Origin of the sequence: Sulfitobacter albidus, from assembly GCF_018200035.1 — a bacterium.
GTDB classification, from domain to species: domain Bacteria; phylum Pseudomonadota; class Alphaproteobacteria; order Rhodobacterales; family Rhodobacteraceae; genus Sulfitobacter; species Sulfitobacter albidus.
This window is the reverse complement of sequence record NZ_CP073581.1, coordinates 1,378,918-1,397,620: the sequence shown is the minus strand read 5'-3', so window position 1 is coordinate 1,397,620 and position 18,703 is coordinate 1,378,918. Positions and strand designations below refer to the sequence as shown.

Annotated in this window: 15 protein-coding genes and 1 pseudogene; 4 read left to right on the top strand and 12 right to left on the bottom strand. The window is 64.6% G+C overall.

Annotation, left to right across the window (positions count from 1 at the left end; translation table 11 throughout):
- Nucleotides 1-64 precede the first annotated feature (64 nt).
- On the top strand, nt 65-631 hold the full coding sequence (locus tag KDD17_RS06610) for a lipid-binding SYLF domain-containing protein (protein WP_212705823.1): 567 nt from the start codon (nt 65-67) through the stop codon (nt 629-631).
- Nucleotides 632-646: 15 nt separating this feature from the next.
- Here the strand turns inward: KDD17_RS06610 and KDD17_RS06605 are convergent, their stop codons facing one another.
- Complete coding sequence (locus tag KDD17_RS06605; protein ID WP_212705822.1) at nt 647-1,519, bottom strand: NAD(P)-dependent oxidoreductase; 873 nt, start codon at nt 1,517-1,519, stop codon at nt 647-649.
- Nucleotides 1,520-1,617: 98 nt separating this feature from the next.
- Between KDD17_RS06605 and KDD17_RS06600 the strand changes: the two genes are divergently transcribed.
- Nucleotides 1,618-4,083 carry a penicillin acylase family protein gene (locus tag KDD17_RS06600; RefSeq protein ID WP_212705821.1) on the top strand — a complete coding sequence of 822 codons (2,466 nt, stop codon included), beginning with the start codon at nt 1,618-1,620 and terminating at the stop codon, nt 4,081-4,083.
- Complete coding sequence (locus KDD17_RS06595) at nt 4,080-4,640, top strand: pseudouridine synthase (RefSeq protein ID WP_212705820.1); 561 nt, start codon at nt 4,080-4,082, stop codon at nt 4,638-4,640. Before KDD17_RS06600 ends, KDD17_RS06595 begins: the two co-directional genes overlap by 4 nt.
- Here the strand turns inward: KDD17_RS06595 and KDD17_RS06590 are convergent.
- The 5 genes and pseudogenes from KDD17_RS06590 to trkA all read right to left on the bottom strand — a co-directional run bounded on the left by KDD17_RS06590 (nt 4,637) and on the right by trkA (nt 9,729).
- Nucleotides 4,637-5,038, bottom strand: coding sequence for a DUF2177 family protein (locus tag KDD17_RS06590; RefSeq protein ID WP_212705819.1), 402 nt, complete (start codon nt 5,036-5,038; stop codon nt 4,637-4,639). The two genes, KDD17_RS06595 and KDD17_RS06590, sit on opposite strands and share 4 nt — an antisense overlap.
- 90 nt (nt 5,039-5,128) lie before the next feature.
- A pseudogene (gene hflX / locus KDD17_RS06585) lies at nt 5,129-6,426 on the bottom strand (GTPase HflX).
- Nucleotides 6,423-6,662 carry an RNA chaperone Hfq gene (hfq, locus tag KDD17_RS06580; protein ID WP_114886916.1) on the bottom strand — a complete coding sequence of 80 codons (240 nt, stop codon included), beginning with the start codon at nt 6,660-6,662 and terminating at the stop codon, nt 6,423-6,425. The pseudogene hflX and the gene hfq overlap by 4 nt, the downstream one beginning before the upstream one ends.
- A 152-nt stretch (nt 6,663-6,814) precedes the next feature.
- The gene (locus tag KDD17_RS06575; RefSeq protein WP_212705818.1) at nt 6,815-8,353 is read right to left on the bottom strand and encodes a TrkH family potassium uptake protein; all 1,539 of its coding nucleotides are present in this window, start codon (nt 8,351-8,353) and stop codon (nt 6,815-6,817) included.
- Nucleotides 8,353-9,729 (bottom strand): Trk system potassium transporter TrkA, encoded by a 1,377-nt coding sequence (trkA, locus tag KDD17_RS06570; protein WP_212705817.1) that lies wholly within the window; start codon nt 9,727-9,729, stop codon nt 8,353-8,355. Before trkA ends, KDD17_RS06575 begins: the two co-directional genes overlap by 1 nt.
- Nucleotides 9,730-9,921: 192 nt before the next feature.
- On the opposite strand from trkA, the gene KDD17_RS06565 reads away from it, so the two are divergent.
- A complete protein-coding gene (locus KDD17_RS06565; RefSeq protein WP_212705816.1) occupies nt 9,922-10,932 on the top strand; it encodes a nuclear transport factor 2 family protein in 1,011 nt (336 codons plus the stop codon).
- A 74-nt stretch (nt 10,933-11,006) separates the two neighbouring features.
- Here KDD17_RS06565 and KDD17_RS06560 read toward each other — a convergent pair whose 3' ends face one another.
- The 6 genes from KDD17_RS06560 to dusB all read right to left on the bottom strand — a co-directional run bounded on the left by KDD17_RS06560 (nt 11,007) and on the right by dusB (nt 18,599).
- Nucleotides 11,007-11,321: a hypothetical protein gene (locus tag KDD17_RS06560; protein WP_212705815.1), complete on the bottom strand. Its 315-nt coding sequence runs from the start codon at nt 11,319-11,321 to the stop codon at nt 11,007-11,009.
- Nucleotides 11,322-11,423: 102 nt separating this feature from the next.
- Entirely contained in the window at nt 11,424-12,815 is a 1,392-nt protein-coding gene (gene ntrX, locus KDD17_RS06555) for a nitrogen assimilation response regulator NtrX (RefSeq protein ID WP_212705814.1), read from the bottom strand.
- Nucleotides 12,808-14,985: a sensor histidine kinase NtrY-like gene (locus KDD17_RS06550; protein WP_212705813.1), complete on the bottom strand. Its 2,178-nt coding sequence runs from the start codon at nt 14,983-14,985 to the stop codon at nt 12,808-12,810. Before KDD17_RS06550 ends, ntrX begins: the two co-directional genes overlap by 8 nt.
- Before the next feature lie 165 nt (nt 14,986-15,150).
- Nucleotides 15,151-16,515: a response regulator gene (locus KDD17_RS06545; protein WP_212705812.1), complete on the bottom strand. Its 1,365-nt coding sequence runs from the start codon at nt 16,513-16,515 to the stop codon at nt 15,151-15,153.
- Nucleotides 16,516-16,518: 3 nt separating this feature from the next.
- A complete protein-coding gene (locus KDD17_RS06540) occupies nt 16,519-17,628 on the bottom strand; it encodes a two-component system sensor histidine kinase NtrB (protein WP_212705811.1) in 1,110 nt (369 codons plus the stop codon).
- Nucleotides 17,625-18,599 (bottom strand): tRNA dihydrouridine synthase DusB, encoded by a 975-nt coding sequence (gene dusB, locus KDD17_RS06535; RefSeq protein WP_212705810.1) that lies wholly within the window; start codon nt 18,597-18,599, stop codon nt 17,625-17,627. The genes KDD17_RS06540 and dusB overlap by 4 nt, the downstream gene beginning before the upstream one ends.
- Nucleotides 18,600-18,703: the final 104 nt, after the last annotated feature.

Below are 18,703 nucleotides of genomic sequence, written 5' to 3'. Positions count from 1 at the left end.
ATGTTATCCACAAGTCGGACAATACCGGCAACGAGCAGTGTAAACCCCAAATCAGGCAGAACAGATGACACAATCATACCTTTCGCGCCGCGCGTTCGCGTTCGGCGCCATCGCGGGCACCGGCGTGCTGGCCGGGTGCGGCAATGGCGTGGGATCGACCGGTGGGTCGACCATCGACGCGCGCGTCGACGCAACCCTCAACCAGATGTACACAAGTTTTCCCAACACGCAGACCCTTGCGCAAAAGGCAAACGGCATGCTGGTGATGCCACTGGTGACCGAAGCGGGCCTTGGATTTGGCGGCGCCTACGGGCGCGGTGCGCTGCGGGTCAACGATATCTCGGTGGATTACTATTCGGTAACGAAGGCCTCGGGCGGTTTGCAGATCGGCGCGCAGCAATACGCGCATGTCCTGTTCTTCATGACCGACGATGCGCTTGCCAATTTCCGGCGCTCGCCCGGATGGGCGGCAGGCGCTGATCTGGAATACGTGATCTCGGATCGCGGCGACAGCGTGGCGGCGGATACAACCACCGTTCTGGCGCCGGTTCTGGCGGCGGTCTTTGGCCGCGCGGGCCTGCGCATCGGCGCCACCCTTGAGGGCACGAAATACACCCGGATCATTCCCTGATCCGGGTGCGGATGCCTATCCCATCTTGCGCAGACGCTCGATCAGGCTGGAGGTATCCCACCGCCCGCCGCCGAGCTTTTGCACATCCTTGTAGAATTGATCGACCAGCGCCGTGACCGGCAGCGAGGCCGCGATCTCGTCGCCCGTGCGCAGACAGATATCGAGATCCTTGCGCATCCAGTCGACGGCGAACCCGTGATTGAATTCCCCGTCGAGCATCGTCTCGTAGCGGTTGGCCATCTGCCAGCTGCCCGCCGCGCCCTGGCTGATGACCTCGGTCACTGCGCGGCCGTCCAGGCCAGCCTTCTCCGCGAAATGCAGCGCCTCTGACAGGCCCTGCACCAGACCGGCGATGGCGATCTGGTTGCAGCATTTGGTCATCTGGCCCGCGCCGCTGTCACCGATGCGGCGACAGATCTTGGCGTAGACATCCATGATCGGCAGCGCGCGCTCGAACGCGCCCGCATCGCCGCCGCACATGATCGACAGCTGCGCGTTCTCCGCCCCCGCCTGCCCGCCCGAGATTGGCGCATCGACAAAGCTGATCTGCTTGGTGTCCGCCGCCGCGTACATCTCACGCGTCACCGCCGCCGACACGGTGGTGTGATCGACAAAGACGGACCCTGCGGGCATATCGGCAAAGGCGCCGTCCGCGCCGGTGCAGACCGCGCGCAGATCGTCGTCGTTGCCCACGCATGCCATGACGAAATCCGCGCCCGCCGCAGCCTCGCGCGGCGTCGCGGCCATCGCGCCGCCGTAGGTCTCGACCCACGCCTCCGCCTTGGCCGTCGTGCGGTTGTAGACCGTCACATCGTGGCCCGCCCGTTGCAGGTGGCCCGCCATCGGTCCCCCCATCACTCCGAGACCCAGAAACGCGAGCTTTGCCATATGCTTTTCCTATGCGTGTTGTTGCGCTATTGCTGGCGCGCAAGGTAACAGCCTGCGCGCCCCGGTCAATTCGCGGCGCTGATTTTGAGGGGGCGCATATGGCATTGGTATTTCGCTGGCTCGTTCGTCTGACCGCCGCGTTGCTGGCAATCAGCGTGATCGCGGTGGGCCTTGTCTACTGGCTCGCCTCCCGCTCGTTGCCCGAATATACCGCAGAGGTGGAAGTGCCCAATCTCGCGCGCGCGGTCGAGATCGTGCGCGACAACGCCAATGTGCCGCATATCCTTGGGCAGGCGGATGAGGACGTGTTCTTTGGCCTTGGCTTTGCCCACGCGCAGGACCGTCTGTGGCAGATGACGGTGATGCGGCGCACGGCGCAGGGGCGGCTGTCAGAGATTTTTGGCCCGCGCACTTTGGAGATCGACAAGCTGTTGCGTCGGTTGGATGTCTACGCGCTCTCCGTCGCGTCGGTCGAGGCGCTGGACGCGCGCACGCAGGACGCCCTGCGCGCCTATGCGGCGGGGGTGAACGCCCGGCTTGACCAGATCAACACAGAGGCACTGGGGCGCGGCGCACCCGAGATGTTCCTGTTCAACGCGCCCATGGCGCCGTGGCGCCCGGCAGACAGCATCGCCATCGTCAAGCTGATGGGCCTGCAACTGTCGGGCCATCTGGATGCGGAGGTGATGCGCGCGCGGGTCTCGCTGGCGCTGCCCGACGAGGCGCGCCTGCGCGACATCCTGCCCGATGCGCCCGGTGACGGTGTGGCCGCCCTGCCCGCCTACGCGCAGCTGTTCCCGACCGCCGAACGCTTTGCCACGGTTGCGCCCTACACCGCGCATCCGCTCTCGCCGTTCAAACGCACGGCGCTGGCGGGCGCGTCCAACGCCTGGGCCGCGGCGCCGTCGCGCTCCGCCTCGGGCGGCACGCTTCTGGCCAATGATCCGCATCTGGGGTTCACCGCACCCGCGATCTGGTACCTTGCCCGGCTTGAGCTTGAGACAGGCGGTGTGATCGGCGGCACGATCCCCGGTATTCCGGCGGTAATGACGGGCCGCTCCGCGCGGCTGGGCTGGGGGCTGACCTCCAGCTATCTGGACGATCAGGACGTCTATATCGAAGAGCTGAACCCCGCCAACCGCGAGGAATACCGCACGCCCGAGGGGTTCAAGAAATTCCGCACCCGTGCCTCGATCATCACCATCAAGGACGCCGATCCGGTCACCCTCACCCTGCGGTGGACCGATAACGGCCCGGTGCTGCCCGGCACGCACTACAACCTCGCCACGATCACCCCGCCCGGCCACGTGGCCAGCGTCAACTGGACCGTGCTGAGCCAGCGCGACACCACGCTGCAAGCCGCGATGGAGATCATGCGGGCGCAGACGGTGGCCGACGGGATCGACGCCGCCAGCCTCTATATCGCGCCATCGCAAAACCTCACGCTGGTCGATGGCGAGACGATCGCGATGAAGACGATCGGCGCGATGCCCAAACGCGACCCCGCGCACCAGAGCAAGGGGCGCCTGCCCTCTCCGGGCTGGATCGCCACCAACCGCTGGCAGGGCACGCTGCCCTATACCGCCAACCCCGGATTTGTATCGCCTGCCGGCGGGATCCTCGGGAATACCAACAACAAGACGGTCGATCGCGCCTTTCCCAATCACGTCAGCTATCTCTGGGGGGACACGCAGCGTGTGCAGCGCTGGCAGCGGCTGATGCAGGGCCGTCAGGTGCACACCCGCGACAGCTTTATCGAGGCGCAGCTGGATACCGTCAGCTTCACCGCCCGCTCGCTGCTGCCGCTCATCGGTGCCGAGCTGTGGTTTACCGGAGAGGCCGCGCCGGACGGCACGCCCGAACGCCTGCGCCAACGCGCCCTTGCCCTGCTGGCCGAATGGTCGGGCGAGATGAACGAACACCTGCCCGAGCCGCTGATCTACGCCACCTGGCTGCGCAAGCTGCAAGAGCGCCTGATCCGCGATGAGCTGGGCCCGCTCGCCGATGAGTTCGACCATGTCGAGCCCTTGTTCATCGAGCGGGTGTTCCGCGACGTCGAAGGCGCCTCTGCCTGGTGCGACGTATTCCAGTCCGCCCCGGTCGAGACCTGCGCCGATATGGCCCGCCTCGCGCTCGACGATGCGCTGATCGACATCGACGAGCGCTATGGCACCGCCCTGCAATCGCTGCGCTGGGGGGACGCACATCAGGCGACGCACGACCATCCGGTGCTGGGATCGGTGCCTGTGCTGCGCTATTTCGTCAACATCCGGCAAAGCACGTCCGGCGGGGACAACACGCTGATGCGCGGACGGACCAAGGGCACGGATCCCGATCCCTTCCACAACGTGCACGGTGCGGGCTATCGCGGGGTGTATGACTTTGCCGATCCCGACAGCTCGGTCTTTGTCAGCTCCACCGGGCAATCGGGGCATTTCCTGTCGCGCCATTACGATGATCTGGCGCAGCTGTGGCGGCGCGGCGAATATATCCCCATGAGCCTTGATCAGGACCTCGCGCGCGCCGCTTCGGTCGGTGTGACGCTGCTGATCCCGCAGCAATGACGGGCCGCGTTCTGCTGTTCAACAAACCCTACGGGGTGTTGTCGCAATTCACCGACGCGCGCAGCCCCAGCCCGCGCCCGACGCTTTCGGCCTATATCAATGAGCCGGGGTTCTATCCCGCAGGCCGTCTGGACCGTGACAGCGAGGGGCTGATGGTGCTGACCGATCACGGGCCGCTGCAGGCGCGCATCAGCAATCCGAAATACAAGCTGCGCAAGACCTATCTTGTGCAGGTCGAGGGAACACCGGACGACGCGGCGCTGGATGCGCTGCGCAAGGGGGTAGACCTGAAGGACGGGCGCACGCGCGCAGCACTGGCCAACCGGATCGACGCGCCCGATCTGTGGGAGCGCGACCCGCCCGTGCGCTTTCGCAAGACGGTGCCTGATGCGTGGTTAGAGATCACCATTTCCGAGGGCCGCAACCGTCAGGTGCGCCGCATGACGGCCCATGTCGGCCTGCCATGTCTGCGGCTGGTGCGGGTTCAGGTCGGTGACTGGCGGCTCAACCAACTGGCGCCGGGGGCCAGCCGGTTTGCCTCTGCCACCGGCGCCTAGGAAAAGGCCCGCGTGATCCAGACCCCCGCGAGCGCCGAAAACCCTGTCAAACACGTCCCCCAGGTGAAATCGACGGCGACCATCGTTGTCGTCCAATCTTTCATCACCGCGTAGCTGGTGAATTCATAGGTGCCGTAGCCTACCATGCCCAGAAGGGCTGCATTGCCAAAGACCCACAGCAGGCTGCGGTCCTGCGTCAGGGCGGGCCAGGAGACGAACCACAACACCACCGCCACCATGAAGGCATAGAACAGGAACGCGGGCAGCAGGCGCGGGCTGTCCGTCATCAAATGACCAATCTGGCGCGCGAAAATCGGTTTGATCATATAGCTGAGGCCGACAAAATCGATGGCCAGAAAGACGATGAAGGTCGACAGAAAGAGGAGGATAAGGGTCATGCGAGGGACTCCGCAAAAGGGTTTCCCCTACAGATGCGGCGGGGATCGGAAAATTCGAATTTTCCGGGCCGAAATTTTCGAAAATTTCGGTCAGAGGCGCTGGAACGCCGCTTCCTGATCCGCGGACCAGCGGACACGCAGGGAGAACCCCTCCTCCGTCTGGTCCTCATGCTCGACCACGTCTTGCGCAAAGAGCCACGCGCGCTTGCGCCCCTCGTCGAAGCCCAGTGACAGCTCGGCCACGCGGCGCTGGCCCTGCAGGGCGTCGGCGATAACGCTTTGCAATGCGTCGAGCCCTTCGCCGGTGATCGCGCTGATCGCCATCACCGTGTCGTCGCGCGCCGCGCGTTCGCGCATGGCATCGGCTGCGTCATCGGGCAATTGATCAAGCTTGTTCCAGACCTCGAAACTGCGCGTTTCCTTGGGCACGCCCAGCGATGTCAGGATCTCGTCCACGTCGCGCGCCTGTTCCGCGGTTTCGGAATGGCTGATGTCGCGCACGTGCAGGATGATATCGGCGGCCAGCACTTCCTCAAGCGTGGCGCGGAAGGCCGCGACAAGCTCGGTCGGCAGATCGGAGATAAAGCCCACCGTATCGCTGAGGATGATCTCGGGCCCTCGGGCAGCGTCAGGCTGCGCATCGTGGGGTCGAGCGTGGCGAACAGCATGTCCTTTGCCATCACCTCTGCGCCCGTCAACCGGTTGAAAAGCGTTGATTTTCCCGCGTTGGTATAGCCCACCAGCGCGACGATCGGATAAGGCACCTTGGCGCGCGCGGCGCGGTGCAGCGCGCGCGTCTTGACCACCTTTTCCAGCTGGCGTTTGAGCCGCACCAGCTGCTCGTCGATGGCGCGGCGGTCCGCCTCGATCTGCGTCTCGCCGGGGCCGCCGACAAAGCCAAGGCCACCGCGCTGCCGCTCAAGGTGGGTCCAGGCGCGCACGAGCCGCGTGCGCTGGTAATTGAGTGCTGCCATCTCGACCTGCAGCACGCCCTCGCGCGTCGCCGCACGGTCGGAAAAGATCTCAAGGATCAGCCCGGTCCGGTCGAGCAGTTTGACCTTCCAGATCTTCTCAAGATTGCGCTGCTGCACCGGGGTCACGGGGCCGTCGACCAAAACCAGCTCGATCTCGTTCTCCTCGATCAGCTGGCGGGTATCCTCGATCTTGCCCTTGCCGAACAGCTGCCCGGCGCTGACCTGGCGCAGCTGCACGACGTTCCCGCCCAGGACCTCGAGGCCCGGCAGCGCCTCGGCCAGCGCCATGGCTTCGGCCAATGCGGGTTCCGGTCTGCGGCGATCGGGATCGGTGCGGATGTCAGGATGCAGGACCCAGGCGCGGGTAACGCGCGGGCCGCCGGTCTCGTCGATCTGAAAGTCAGGCTTGCTCAAGAAGCCTCTTCACCCTCGTAAAGGCTGATCGGCTGGCTGGGCATGATGGTCGAAATCGCGTGCTTGTAGACAAGCTGGCTCTGCCCGTCGCGGCGCAGCAGGACGCAGAAGTTGTCAAACCATGTGATCACGCCCTGCAATTTCACGCCGTTGATCAGAAAGATCGTCACCGGCACCTTTGTTTTGCGCACGTGGTTCAGGAACGCATCCTGAAGATTCTGTCTATCAGACGCCATAGTTTGTTCTTCCAGTTTTGTTTTTCGTTATTTTTGCTTTTGGTTTTTTGAAAGTGTACGCCGGGCACACCTCCCCGCGCGACTATGCCCAGCGGGTTTCCAAGTTTCCACCCCCCTTGGCGCCCCGCGCGCCAAAGAAAAAGCGCGCCGTGTCACGCGCGCCACAGATCGGGGGTCAAAAGCGCGATGATTGCCAAAGTTTCGAGCCGTCCCAACACCATGGCTGCACATAGAATGGCCTTTGCCGACGCGCCGAGCGAGATCAGATCAATCGGGGCTTCGCTGGCGACATCCATCAAGGGGCCGGTGGTCGACAGCGTCGCGATGGACATCACAAGCGCGTCGTCGAATGCCACGCCCACGAATGTCAGCGCCAGCGTCACGGCGGCAAACGACAGGGCAAACAGCATGAAAAAGATCCACGCGATGAATGCGCCATTCGATTGCAGGCGGCGGCCAACCACTCCCGCGCCGCTGACGGCGTTGGGATGCACCAGCCGCTGCATCTCGCGCACGCCGTTGCGATAAAGCGCGTAGACCCGCAACAGCTTGACCCCGCCGGCGGTCGTGGCCACCCCGCCCCCCACCAGGGCCAGCCCCATCAGGATCAGCCCCGGCGTGCGCAGGCCCGACCAGCTTTGCGCGTCACCCCAGTGGTCCGATACGTAGCCTGTCGTCGTCAGGAACGAGATCACCGTAAACGCCCCGCCCCAGAGCGCGGCAAGCGCGTCACCGGCGTTGGCCGACGTCTGCACCTCGATGGAGCCGATAAAATGACGCGCGAATAGAACAAGCGGCACCAGAAGGATGATGCCCAAGCCGATGCGAAATTCGGGATCCGTCGACAGCCCGCCCTGCGTCGCCGTCATCGTATCGGCGCTGAAGGTGAGCCGTGACAGCGCAAAGCACATGAACAGCACCATGACGGCCTCCCCAGCAAAACCGAAGGGCTGCGCGCCGCCGCTGGCGCTGATGCCCGAGGTCGCCATCACCGACATCCCGTGCACGGCCGCGTTGAGCGGCGTCTGACCGCTCGTCATCAGCAGAACCCACAGCAGCAGCGTCAATCCCGCGTAAAGCGGGAACAGGGTGCTGACCGCGCGGTTGATCCGCGCCCGCGGCGTCGGGCCTTGCGCCATGTTCCAGAAGTCCGTGCGCCTGCCCGGCTCCGCCCGTGCGGTCACCTCAAACCCGCCAAGGTTCAGCGGTGCGAGGATCGCCACCGCCGCGACCCACATCAGCAGCCCGCCCATCCAGCCGACCTGCGCGCGCCAAAGATGCAGCGTGGGGTTCAGACGGGTGGGATCCTCGAAGAGGGTGGCGCCCGTGGTGGTCAGCGCGCTCAGCATCTCGACGTAGGCGTTGATGAACCGTGTGGTCGGCAGCGCCTCGACAAAGGGCACGGCAAGCATCGCGGGCACAAACACGAAGGCCGCGAAAAGCGACAGCAGCGGCCCCAGCGTGCCGTAGCGCGGTGCGCGCCCGGCGTGGGCAACCGCAATCATCGCACAAGCCAGCGTGCCCAGGACGCCCGCATAGAAAAACGCCTGTGCGGTCGCGTGATCGTCCACCACCAGCGCATGCAGCGCCGGCGCCATCATCGATACACAGGCCAGCCCCGCAATGATCACAAACAGCGGCAAGCGCCGCAGCTCGGTCTTCAGAACGCTCTCGGGGGCCGCGCGCGCCATCAGAAAAAGTCGATCGAGACCTGCATCAGCTGTTCCAGCTGTGCGACATCCTTGGTCAGCGTAAAGACGGCGACGACATCGCCCTCTTCGATGCGGGTATCGCCCATCGGGCGCATGATCTTGTCCCCCTTGCGGATCGCGCCGACCAACGCACCCTCGGGAAAGTCGATCTCGGATATGCGGCGCCCGGCGATGGGCGAGGTCGACAGCACTTCGGCCTCGATCACCTCGGCCTCGGCGTCACCGATCGAATAGACCGCCCGCACCCGCCCGTGCCGGATGTGCCGCAGGATCGAGCTGACGGTGGTGGCGCGCGGGTTGATATAGGCATCGATCCCAAGGGGCTGCATCAGCGGCACCAGCGTGGGATCGTTGATCAGGGCGATCACGTAATCACACCCTTCGGCCTTGGCGCGCACGCAGGCCAGCATGTTCGTCTTGTCATCGTCGGTGACGGCCAGCATGGCATCGGCACGGGCGATGCCCGCCTCGGCAAGCAGTGCGGCGTCCAGACCGTCCCCGTTCAGCACGATCGTGCGCTCCAGCGCCTCGGCCGCCCGCTCCGCACAGGCGCGGTTTTTCTCGATCACCTTGGCGCGCACCCGTTTGACCCGTCGCTCCAGTGTCTGCGCCACGCTCAGCCCGACATTGCCGCCGCCCACCAGAACCACACGATCCTGGGTCGAGGATGTCTTTCCAAAGATCTCCATCGTGCGGGAGATGTCGTCGCGGTGCACGAAAACATAGCAATCATCGCCCGCAAACAGCTGGTCTTCCGGCTCCGGCGCAAACAGGCGCCCTTCGCGGCGCACGCCGACGACGACCGCGCGCAGGGTCGAAAACAGATCCGTCAATTGCCGCAGCGGCGTGTTGAGCACCGGGCAATCCTCGTCCAGCGTGATGCCCAGCAGCTGCGCGTGCCCGTCCATAAATACTTCGGTATCGAAGGCCGCAGGCGCCGACAGGCGCTGCAACGCGGCCTGCGCCACCTCGCGTTCGGGGCTGATGACCACGTCGATGGGCAGATGGTCGCGGCGGTAGAGGTCCGAATAAATCGCGTCGAGGTAGGACTGCGAGCGCAGGCGCGCGATCTTGCGCGTGATGCCGAAAACCGAATGGGCGACCTGACAGGTCACCATGTTGACCTCGTCGGAATGGGTCGCGGCGATGATCATATCCGCGTCGGCAGCCCCCGCGCGTTCCAAAACGTCCGGGTAGCTGGCAAAACCCGCAACCCCCTGCACGTCCAGCGTATCGGTCGCGCGCCGCACCAGATCGGCGTTGCTGTCAACAACCGTCACATCGTTGCTTTCGCCCGACAAATGCCGCGCGATCTGCCAGCCGACCTGCCCCGCGCCACAAATGATGACTTTCATGCCCGTCCGACCCTTCGCATTGCGCTGCCCTGCCATCTTCGGAGTGCCGATCTTGCATGAGCAGCACAGGCGGTCAAACGAATTGTCCGTCTGGCGGGTCGTCAAAAGCGTGGCTGATATGTAAAAAAACATCTGGTGCACACGTGTGCAACGCGCTACCGCTTGAGGGATTGTTCAACAGATGAGACTGTCATGCGAGACCGGATAGACGCGATTGCCGAGGCAAAAACCCTCGTGCAGGCCCATTATGCAGCACTCGCCCGGGCGACGCCGGATACGGTCGCTGACACGCTTGCCGCGCGTATGGGCGACGGGGCGATCTGGCGCGGATTTCATCCCTTCAACCTGCAAACCGGCCCGCAGGCCGCAGCGGAGGTCTTTTGGACGCCGCTTCTGAACGCTTTTTCAGCCGTGCAGCGACGCGAGGATGTGTTTTTTGCCGCGCATAATCACAACGATCCCGATCAGGACATCTGGGTCGTGTCGATGGGGCATCTGATGGGGCTGTTCGACGCGCCTTTCGTCGGCATCCGGCCCACCCGCAAGATTGCGATGCTGCGCTACGCAGAATTCAACCGCGTGGTCGACGGGCAGATTGTCGAGACGGCGATGTATTGCGACCTGCTGCACCTGATGCGGCAAGCGGGCGTGGTACGCTTTCCCGACCAGACCGCCGCGCATTTGGTGCAGCCGGGTCCGCGCACGCACGACGGCCTGCTGTTCGGCGCGTCGGATCCCGCCGAGGGCGCCCGGACGCTGGCGATCATCGACAGCATGGTCAAGGCCATCGACGCGGCAAACGCCAATCCGACGGCGCTGACCCCGCGCGAGGAGATGCAGCGCAACTGGCACGACGACATGCTGTGGTGGGGGCCCGAGGGCATCGGCGCCACCTACACCATCGACCGCTATATCGAGCAACACCAAACCCCCTTTCGCAGCGGCCTTTCGGGGCGCACCTTCAACGGCCATGTCGCGCGCCTGGCGGAGGGCAATTACGGCGGGTTCTTCGGCTGGCCGAACCTGACGCTGAGCGTCACGGGCGGTTTCATGGGCCTCCCCGTGACCGAAACCCGCGCGGACATGCGCGTGATCGACATCTACCGCCGCGACGGCGACAAGCTGGCCGAAAACTGGATCTTTATCGACATGCTGCATTTCCTGCTGATGCAGGGGATCGATGTTCTGGGGGAGCTGGCGTAAGGGGATGTGCTCTGGTGCGAAATGGCGGCAACGAGCCCAGAGTTACCGATGCTGCAAGACTTACGAAAGTCGGCTTAGCGCCAACTCCTTCTCCAACCAAAGCCAATTACCCAAAGTAAGGCGGCGTATGCCAGAGTTACCGGCACTTCATTTATGAAACCGTCGATTTGAAAAAGCTTTTTCGCTGGAAAGCTGGCGAAGAAAGACAGCCCCATCAGCATCCCCATTGCCCAACTTGCATTGGGAATTTTGTGAATTACCACTGGGGCAGAAAGTGCTGCGATCAAGCCAAACAGTAGAGTTGCCTGAGAGTATTTCAGACCAAATGGTACAGCGATAAAAAGTGCGCCAACGACGGTTATTGTTACCGCCAATCCGTATTTGTTCATTTAGCTATCCTGCGCTGCGCACACTTCGTTAACTTACAACAGCAGACTTTGACAACCAGTGCAGCGAATTGGCGCTTAGTCCCGCACAGCGGACCGCCCCCCTCAACCGACCTCGGCCACCCTTGCCCCCGACTTTGCACTCGTCACGACGCCGAGGCTCTTGAGCTTGCGGTGCAGCGCGCTGCGCTCCATTCCGACAAAGTTCGCCGTGCGTGAGATATTCCCGCCAAAGCGGTTGATCTGGGTGAGCAGGTATTCGCGCTCAAACGCCTCGCGGGCCTCGCGCAGCGGCAGGCTCGCCATCGCGCCAGACAGCACCACGCGGCCTTCCTCGGCGGCGGGCTCTTCCTCGCCGGGCAGCTCGCGCGCCTCGATGGGGGCTGTGCCCTCGCCCAGGATCAGCACCCGTTCAATCAGGTTTTTCAGCTGCCGCACGTTGCCCGGCCAGACCATCGTTTGCATCAGCGCCAGCGCATCCTCGGAAACCTTGCGCAGCGGCAGGCCCTGCGTGCCGTTGAACTCAGCGATGAAATGATCGGCAAGCTCCGGGATGTCCTCGCGCCGTTCGGACAGCGAAGGCACCGCGATCGGCACCACGTTCAGGCGGTGGTAGAGCTCTTGCCGGAAGGTTTCCGCTTCAATTTCGGCCGCCAGGTCCTTGTTCGTGCTTGAGATCACGCGCAGATCGACGCGCACCTTGTCGTTGCCGCCCACGCGGGTGAACTGCTGATCCACCAGCACGCGCAGGATCTTGGACTGCGTGCCCAGCGGCATATCCGCGACCTCGTCGAAATAGACGACACCGCCGTGGGCCTGCTCCAGCAATCCCGGCTCGACCCCGCGCTCGGGGGTCTCGCGGCCAAACAAAACTTCTTCCATCCGCTCGGGCGCCACGCCCGCGCAGTTCACTGTGACAAAGGGCGCCGAGGCGCGCCCCGAGTTCGCGTGGATATAGCGTGCCGCGACCTCCTTGCCCGACCCGCCGGGCCCGGTCAGCATCACGCGGCCGTTGGATTTGGTCACCTTGTCGAGCTGGCTGATCAGCGTGCGGAAGGCCGGCGACGAGCCGATCATCTCCCCGCCCTTGCTGTCCTGGCGTTTGAGGCTGATGTTTTCGCGGCGCAGGCGCGAGGTTTCCATCGCGCGGCGGATCACCACCAGAAGCTGATCGATATTGAACGGCTTTTCGATGAAATCATACGCCCCCTGTTTGATCGCGGCGACCGCGATTTCGACGTTCCCGTGGCCCGAAATGATGACCACCGGCACGTCCGGGTTGTCCCGTTTGACGGTCTTGAGGATATCGATCCCGTCCATCTTGCTGTCCTTGAGCCAGATATCGAGGATCATCAGCGCCGGCGGCTCGGCATTGACGGCGGCCATCGCATCATCGGAGTTGCCCGCAAGCCGCGTGGCAAACCCCTCGTCTTCGAGAATGTCAGAGATAAGCTCGCGAATGTCGCGCTCATCGTCCACGATCAGAATATCAGCCATACTGTCTCTCCTCGGTTTGTGTGTGCTGGCTTTGCTCAAGGGGCAGGTCGATGACCGCCATGGCGCCATGATGGGACTGCCCCTCGAAAGGGGCGGCATCGGTGAGGGTCAGGCTGCCGCCGTGCTCCTCGATAATCTTTTTCACGATTGGCAGGCCCAGCCCGGTGCCTTCACTGCGGGTGGTGACATAGGGTTCAAAGAGCCGCGCGCGGTCCTCGGGCAGGCCGATACCGTTGTCCGCTATCGTGATCCGGGCGTGGGTGTCAGTCTGGCTCAGCGTGACCTGCACCTGCGGCGCCAGATCGTCCGGCGCGCCGTTTTCGCGCAAGCTATCAATGGCTTCGCCCGCGTTCTTGATCAGGTTGGTCAGCGCCTGGCTGATCATGGTCGCATCAATCAAGGTGGGCAGCGCACCGTCCGGCAGATCCACGTTCAGCTTGATGTCGGGGCGCCCTGCCTTTTGCAGCGTCACCGCATCGCGCACCAGCTGCGCCAGATCCTGCGGCTTGCGCTCGGGCTCCGGCATGCGCGCGAATTTCGAGAATTCGTCCACGATGCGCCGCAGATCGCCTGTCTGACGGATGATGACGCCGGTCATCTGCTCAAGCCTGTCGGCGTCGTCCACCTGCTTGCCGTATTTGCGCTGGATCCGCTCCGCGCTCAGCTGGATGGGTGTCAGCGGGTTCTTGATCTCATGCGCGATGCGCCGCGCCACGTCGCCCCAGGCGGCCATGCGTTGCGCGCTGACCAGATCGGTGACATCGTCGAAGGCAACCACATAGCCCTCCAGCCGCCCCTCATCCGTGCGCCGCGTCGCCATACGCACCAGCAGGTTTTCCAGACGCCCCTGACGGGAAACTTTGATTTCCTCTTGCGCCGCCTCGGCCGAACCATGCGCCACCGTCTCGAACAGCGGCCCGAATTCGGGGATCGCGACCGCAAGCGCCAGCGACTGCTGGTCCTCCTCCCAGTCCAGCAACCGCATGGCGGAGCGGTTGACGAACGTCACGCGTCCCTCGGGATCCAGACCGACAACGCCGGAAGTGACAGACGACAGCACGGAATCGAACAGGCGGCGGCGCCGCTCGATCTGGCGGGTATTGTCCAGCAGCGTGTTGCGCTGGCCCTTCAGCTGCTTGGTCATCTGGTTGAAGTAGCGGCCCAGCATCGCGATTTCGTCGTCGCCGTCATCCTCGCGCACCTGCACGTCCAGATCCCCTGCCCCAACCTGCTGCGCCGCACCCGTCAGGCGGCCCACGGGGCCGGACAGGCGTTCTGCAAACCACAGGCCCAGCCAGACGGCGGCCAGGATGATGATGACGGCAAAGGCAAGATACAGCAGGCCGAATTCAAACAGCGTGCGCCCGCGTTCGCTTTCGAGTTGCTGGTAAAGCCGGATGGTCTCCTGGGTCTCGTCCAGAAGGCTCAGCAGTTCGCCGTCCACATCGCGCGAAATATAAAGGAACCGATCGACAAAGGACTCCAGCCGGATGAGCGCGCGGAATTCGTTGTTCTGCTTGTCCTCGATCAGGTGCACGCCACCGTTGTCCGCCGCGGCAAGGTCGTCGGGCGCCGGCGGCTCAAAATCGAACAGATAGGACCGATCCCCGCGCGCCCGGATCTCACCGGTGCCGTCGATCATGTAAGCCTCGCGCAGGCCACGCTGGATCTGGCGCTGCCCCTCGCCCAAAAGCTCACTGTCGCTCAGCTCGATCCCGCCGCGCCGGGCACGGTCGATGCTGCGCGCAAGGCTTGCCGCATCCGCGCGCAGCCCTTCGCGTTCTTCCTGTGCGTAGGCTTCGGCGGCAAGCAGCGAGTTGCCGACCACGGCGCGCACCCGCTCGGAAAACCAGCCCTCGATGCCGATGTTGATCGTCAGCACCGCAAAAACGGCGACAGAGACCGTGGGGATCAGCGCCATCAGCGCGAAGACCCCCGTCAGCCGCAAATGCAGGCGCGAGCCTGCGGATTTCGCCCGCCGCGCCGTGATCAGCCGCGCCACCTGCGCCAGTACCAGCGCCGCCACCACAAGAATATAGATAAGATCAAGCAGCAGGATCAGCCGCAGGATATCCGTGCTGCCCTGGTCGAGCGGGCCAAGTGCAAGATAGGTCGCAAGCGCCAGCAAGGGCCCAAGCACCACCAAACCAAAGGTGGTAACGGTGCGCATGCGCCGTTGTCTGCGCAAATGCGACAAGCGCACAAGCCAGGACCTGCGTTTCTGGGGCGCCACTGCCGTGCCCTCACCTGATGCGATGCGCGTGAACGCATCTGACCGCCGTTATCTGTGGTCCTGATCGGGATGTTTCCCGATGGCCACGCTTATGTGGCAGTATTACATCATTTTTCGCCCGCGCGTAACCTCTATTTCAAGATCTGTGATTTTTTTGCGCAGGGTATTGCGATTGATGCCAAGCAGCTCGGCGCATTTGGCCTGATTCCCTGACGTTGCGGCAAGAGCGACTTCGATCAGCGGCGCCTCGACCTCTCGCAGGATCCGCTGATACAGGCCCGGCGGCGGCAGCATCGCACCGTGCAGCTCAAAGTATCGCTTGATGTGCCGCTCGACGCTTGCGCCCAGCTTTTCGGTGTTGGTCGTGGCGCGTGCGGGCTCCGGCCCCGGCTGGCCGCCGACAATCTGCTCGGCCTCCGCGCGCGAGATTTCGGCAGCGCCATTCGTCAGCGTCATCTGACGCACGGCATGTTCGAGCTGGCGCACGTTGCCCGGCCAGCCGTAGCCGGAAAAGACCTTGGCCGCCCCGTCCGACAGAACGCGCTGCGCGCCGCCGGCCTCCGCGCGTTCGAGGAAATGCACCGCCAGCAACGGGATATCCTCGACCCGGTCGCGCAGGGCGGGCACGTGCAGCGTCGCGCCCGACAGCCGGTAATACAGATCGCGGCGCAGGTTGCTCTCCCCTGCCTCATCGCCCAGATCCACCTGTGATGTGGCGATGAACCGGGGCGCGTTGTCCTGCTCCAGATCCATCATGCGCACGATGCGGGCCTGCACCTCCTGGCTGATATCGCCGATCTCGTCGATCAGCAGGGTGCCGCCGCGCGCCCGTGCCAGCACCCGTGCCGGGCCTTCGATATCCATCAGATCGGCCTCGTTCACGGTGACAAACGGCAGCGTACGGCGGTCCGACAGATCGTGGATGGCGCGCGCGATCAGCGATTTGCCCGTGCCGCTCTCGCCCCAGATCAGCACCGGCAGATCGGTATTCATCACCCGCGCGATCACGCGGTAGAGCGCCTGCATCACCGCCGTGCGCCCGACCATTGGCAGATCGTCCTGCGTCTGCGCGGTCGCATCCGGTGTTGCCCGGCGGGGTGTGCTGGATTGGTCAAGCGCGCGCGCGGTGCGCTTCATCAACTCCGGCAGATCAAACGGCTTTGGCAGGTAGTCAAAGGCCTGCGCCTCGGCCGCCTTGATCGCGGTCATGATGGTATTCTGCGCCGAGATCACGATCACCGGCAGATCGGGGCGGTCGGCGGCGATCTTGGGCAGCATCTCAAGGCCGTTGCCGTCGGGCATCGCCACGTCCGAGATGACCACATCGCCCTTGCCCTCACCCACCCAACGCATGAGCGTCGTCAGGCTCGACGTGGCGTGTACCTTGCAGCCCGCGCGCGTCAGCGCTTGCGTCAGAACCGTGCGGATCGTGCGGTCGTCATCGGCGACCAGAACTGTGCCATCCATATGCTAGCTCTCCTTGATTGGCGCGGTTGCGCCCGATTTCTGCGCATCGTCCGCCCGGGGCAGAGAGATGCGAAAGACGGTCTTACCGGGAACGGAGCTGACGGAAATCCAGCCGCCATGCTCGCCCACGATCTTGCTTACCAGCGCAAGGCCAAGGCCCGTGCCGTTTTCCTTGCCCGACACGAAAGGCTCAAAAACATCGCCCTTGATATGCTCCGGCAGGCCCGGCCCGTCATCGATCACCTCGATCTGAAGGGGCAGCGCCTGTCCCGATCCATCGGCGCGCCGCAGGCGGAAGGAATGTTCGTAAAAGCTGTGCAGCCGGATCGTGCCACCGCTTTTTCCGGCGGCCTCGGAGGCGTTCTTGAGCAGGTTCAGCACCACCTGCAACAGCTGATCCTTGTCGCCAAGCGCCAGCGGCAACGATGGATCGTAGTCCTCGATGATGCGCATCCGTGCGCCAAAACCCAACAATGCCGAGCGCCGTGCGCGGTCGAGCACGTCGTGCAGGTTGACCGGCCCGCGCTCGGGCCGCGTGAGATTGCCGAATTGCTCCACCTGTTCGAGCAGCTTCACGATGCGGCGGCTCTCCGCCACGATCAGATCGGTCAGCTCCAGATCCTCGCGCGGCAGGTTCATGCTCAGCAATTGCGCGGCGCCGGTGATGCCCGCCAGCGGGTTCTTGATCTCATGGGCGAGCATTTCGGCCATGCCGATGGCGGATTTTGCGGCGGATTTCACCGATTGGCTCTGCGTCATGCGGTCGGCCAGCTCGCGCGGGGAGATCATCACGATCATGACCCCCTCCGCCCCGGTGTAGGGCGCGATCTGGACCTGCGACTGCAAGGGCGGGCGCTGGCCGCACCCGACATCGACGTCATTGACAAACAGCGTGGTGCCACCCGCGCGCGCGCGCTCGAACGCCTCAAAGATCGGGACATTGACAAAAAGCGTATCCCAGACCGGCGCGCCGCGGATCGATTTGGCCGAGGTGTTCAGAAACCCCTCGGCGGCGGCGTTGATATCGAGGATGGCGTCATCCGCCCCCACCAGCAGCGCCGGTACCGGCAGCGAGGCCCAAAGCGGGCGCGCGGCGTCCTCAAGCGGGCTCATGCGGCGCGCTCCTGCGCGGGCAGCAACGCCGGGCCGAGCAGATCGCGCACCGCGCCTGCGTCGCGTGCGGTCATCACTGCGCGACGGTCGGCGGCGGGGGTGCCCGCGCGCTCCATATACCAGCCGAGGTGTTTGCGGGCCACGCGCAGGCCCAGATCGGGCCCGTAGAAATCCAGCATGGCCGCGTGATGCTCGGCCACAAGCTGCACCAGCGCCTCGCCCGCAGGCACCTGCGGCGCGGGCGTGCCGTGGAGCGCGTGTGCCACCTGCGCCAAAAGCCACGGTTGCCCCTGCACGCCGCGCCCGATCATGACGCCCGCCGCCCCCGATTGCGCCAACGCCATGCGGGCGGTTGCCGTGTCGACGATGTCGCCATTGGCGATGACGGGGATGCGCACCGCCTCGACCACCGGGCGGATCGCCGCCCAGTCCGCGCGGCCCTTGTAGAACTGACAGCGCGTGCGCCCGTGGATGGTGATCATCTGCACGCCGGCCGCTTCGGCCCGCGTGGCGATTTCGGCGGCGTTCAGCATCCCGTCGTCCCAGCCCAGCCGCGTCTTGAGCGTGACGGGCACGTCGACGGCCGCCACCACCGCCTCGATCAGCCGCAGCGCGTGATCGGGCGTGCGCATCAGCGCCGAGCCGGAGGCGCCCTGCGTCACCTTCTTGGCCGGGCAGCCCATGTTGATGTCGATGATCCGCGCGCCCTGCCCCGCCAGCATCCGCGCAGCTTCGGCCATTGGGGCGGCCTCGCGCCCGGCGATCTGGACCGAGGTTGCGCGCTCGCCCAATCCCAGCTCGGCCTTTTCGCGGGTGCCGGGGCGGTCCGTCAGCAATTCGCCTGACGCGATCATTTCCGACACGACCAGCCCCGCGCCAAATCCCGACACGAGACTGCGAAACGGCAGATCCGTGATGCCGGCCATCGGGGCCAGCAAAACCGGTGGTGAGGCATCGAGCGGCAGGCGCATGCGGGTGTGCTTAATCCTTGGGCAGGTCCGTCTGTGGTACCGCAATGCAGGCAGGGCCACAACTTGACCGCGCCGGTCTGCGGTAAAATCAGCCGCCCGTCGCC

What these genes read in the sequence shown, in the direction of transcription:
- KDD17_RS06600 (WP_212705821.1), top strand. Translation starts at nt 1,618, where the DNA reads ATGGCATTGGTATTTCGCTGGCTCGTTCGTCTGACCGCCGCGTTGCTG.
- KDD17_RS06545 (WP_212705812.1), bottom strand. Translation starts at nt 16,515, where the DNA reads ATGGATGGCACAGTTCTGGTCGCCGATGACGACCGCACGATCCGCACG.
- KDD17_RS06590 (WP_212705819.1), bottom strand. Translation starts at nt 5,038, where the DNA reads ATGACCCTTATCCTCCTCTTTCTGTCGACCTTCATCGTCTTTCTGGCC.
- KDD17_RS06605 (WP_212705822.1), bottom strand. Translation starts at nt 1,519, where the DNA reads ATGGCAAAGCTCGCGTTTCTGGGTCTCGGAGTGATGGGGGGACCGATG.
- KDD17_RS06560 (WP_212705815.1), bottom strand. Translation starts at nt 11,321, where the DNA reads ATGAACAAATACGGATTGGCGGTAACAATAACCGTCGTTGGCGCACTT.
- KDD17_RS06550 (WP_212705813.1), bottom strand. Translation starts at nt 14,985, where the DNA reads ATGCGCACCGTTACCACCTTTGGTTTGGTGGTGCTTGGGCCCTTGCTG.
- hfq (WP_114886916.1), bottom strand. Translation starts at nt 6,662, where the DNA reads ATGGCGTCTGATAGACAGAATCTTCAGGATGCGTTCCTGAACCACGTG.
- KDD17_RS06595 (WP_212705820.1), top strand. Translation starts at nt 4,080, where the DNA reads ATGACGGGCCGCGTTCTGCTGTTCAACAAACCCTACGGGGTGTTGTCG.
- KDD17_RS06575 (WP_212705818.1), bottom strand. Translation starts at nt 8,353, where the DNA reads ATGGCGCGCGCGGCCCCCGAGAGCGTTCTGAAGACCGAGCTGCGGCGC.
- ntrX (WP_212705814.1), bottom strand. Translation starts at nt 12,815, where the DNA reads ATGGCTGATATTCTGATCGTGGACGATGAGCGCGACATTCGCGAGCTT.
- KDD17_RS06610 (WP_212705823.1), top strand. Translation starts at nt 65, where the DNA reads ATGACACAATCATACCTTTCGCGCCGCGCGTTCGCGTTCGGCGCCATC.
- KDD17_RS06540 (WP_212705811.1), bottom strand. Translation starts at nt 17,628, where the DNA reads ATGAGCCCGCTTGAGGACGCCGCGCGCCCGCTTTGGGCCTCGCTGCCG.
- trkA (WP_212705817.1), bottom strand. Translation starts at nt 9,729, where the DNA reads ATGAAAGTCATCATTTGTGGCGCGGGGCAGGTCGGCTGGCAGATCGCG.
- dusB (WP_212705810.1), bottom strand. Translation starts at nt 18,599, where the DNA reads ATGCGCCTGCCGCTCGATGCCTCACCACCGGTTTTGCTGGCCCCGATG.
- KDD17_RS06565 (WP_212705816.1), top strand. Translation starts at nt 9,922, where the DNA reads ATGCGAGACCGGATAGACGCGATTGCCGAGGCAAAAACCCTCGTGCAG.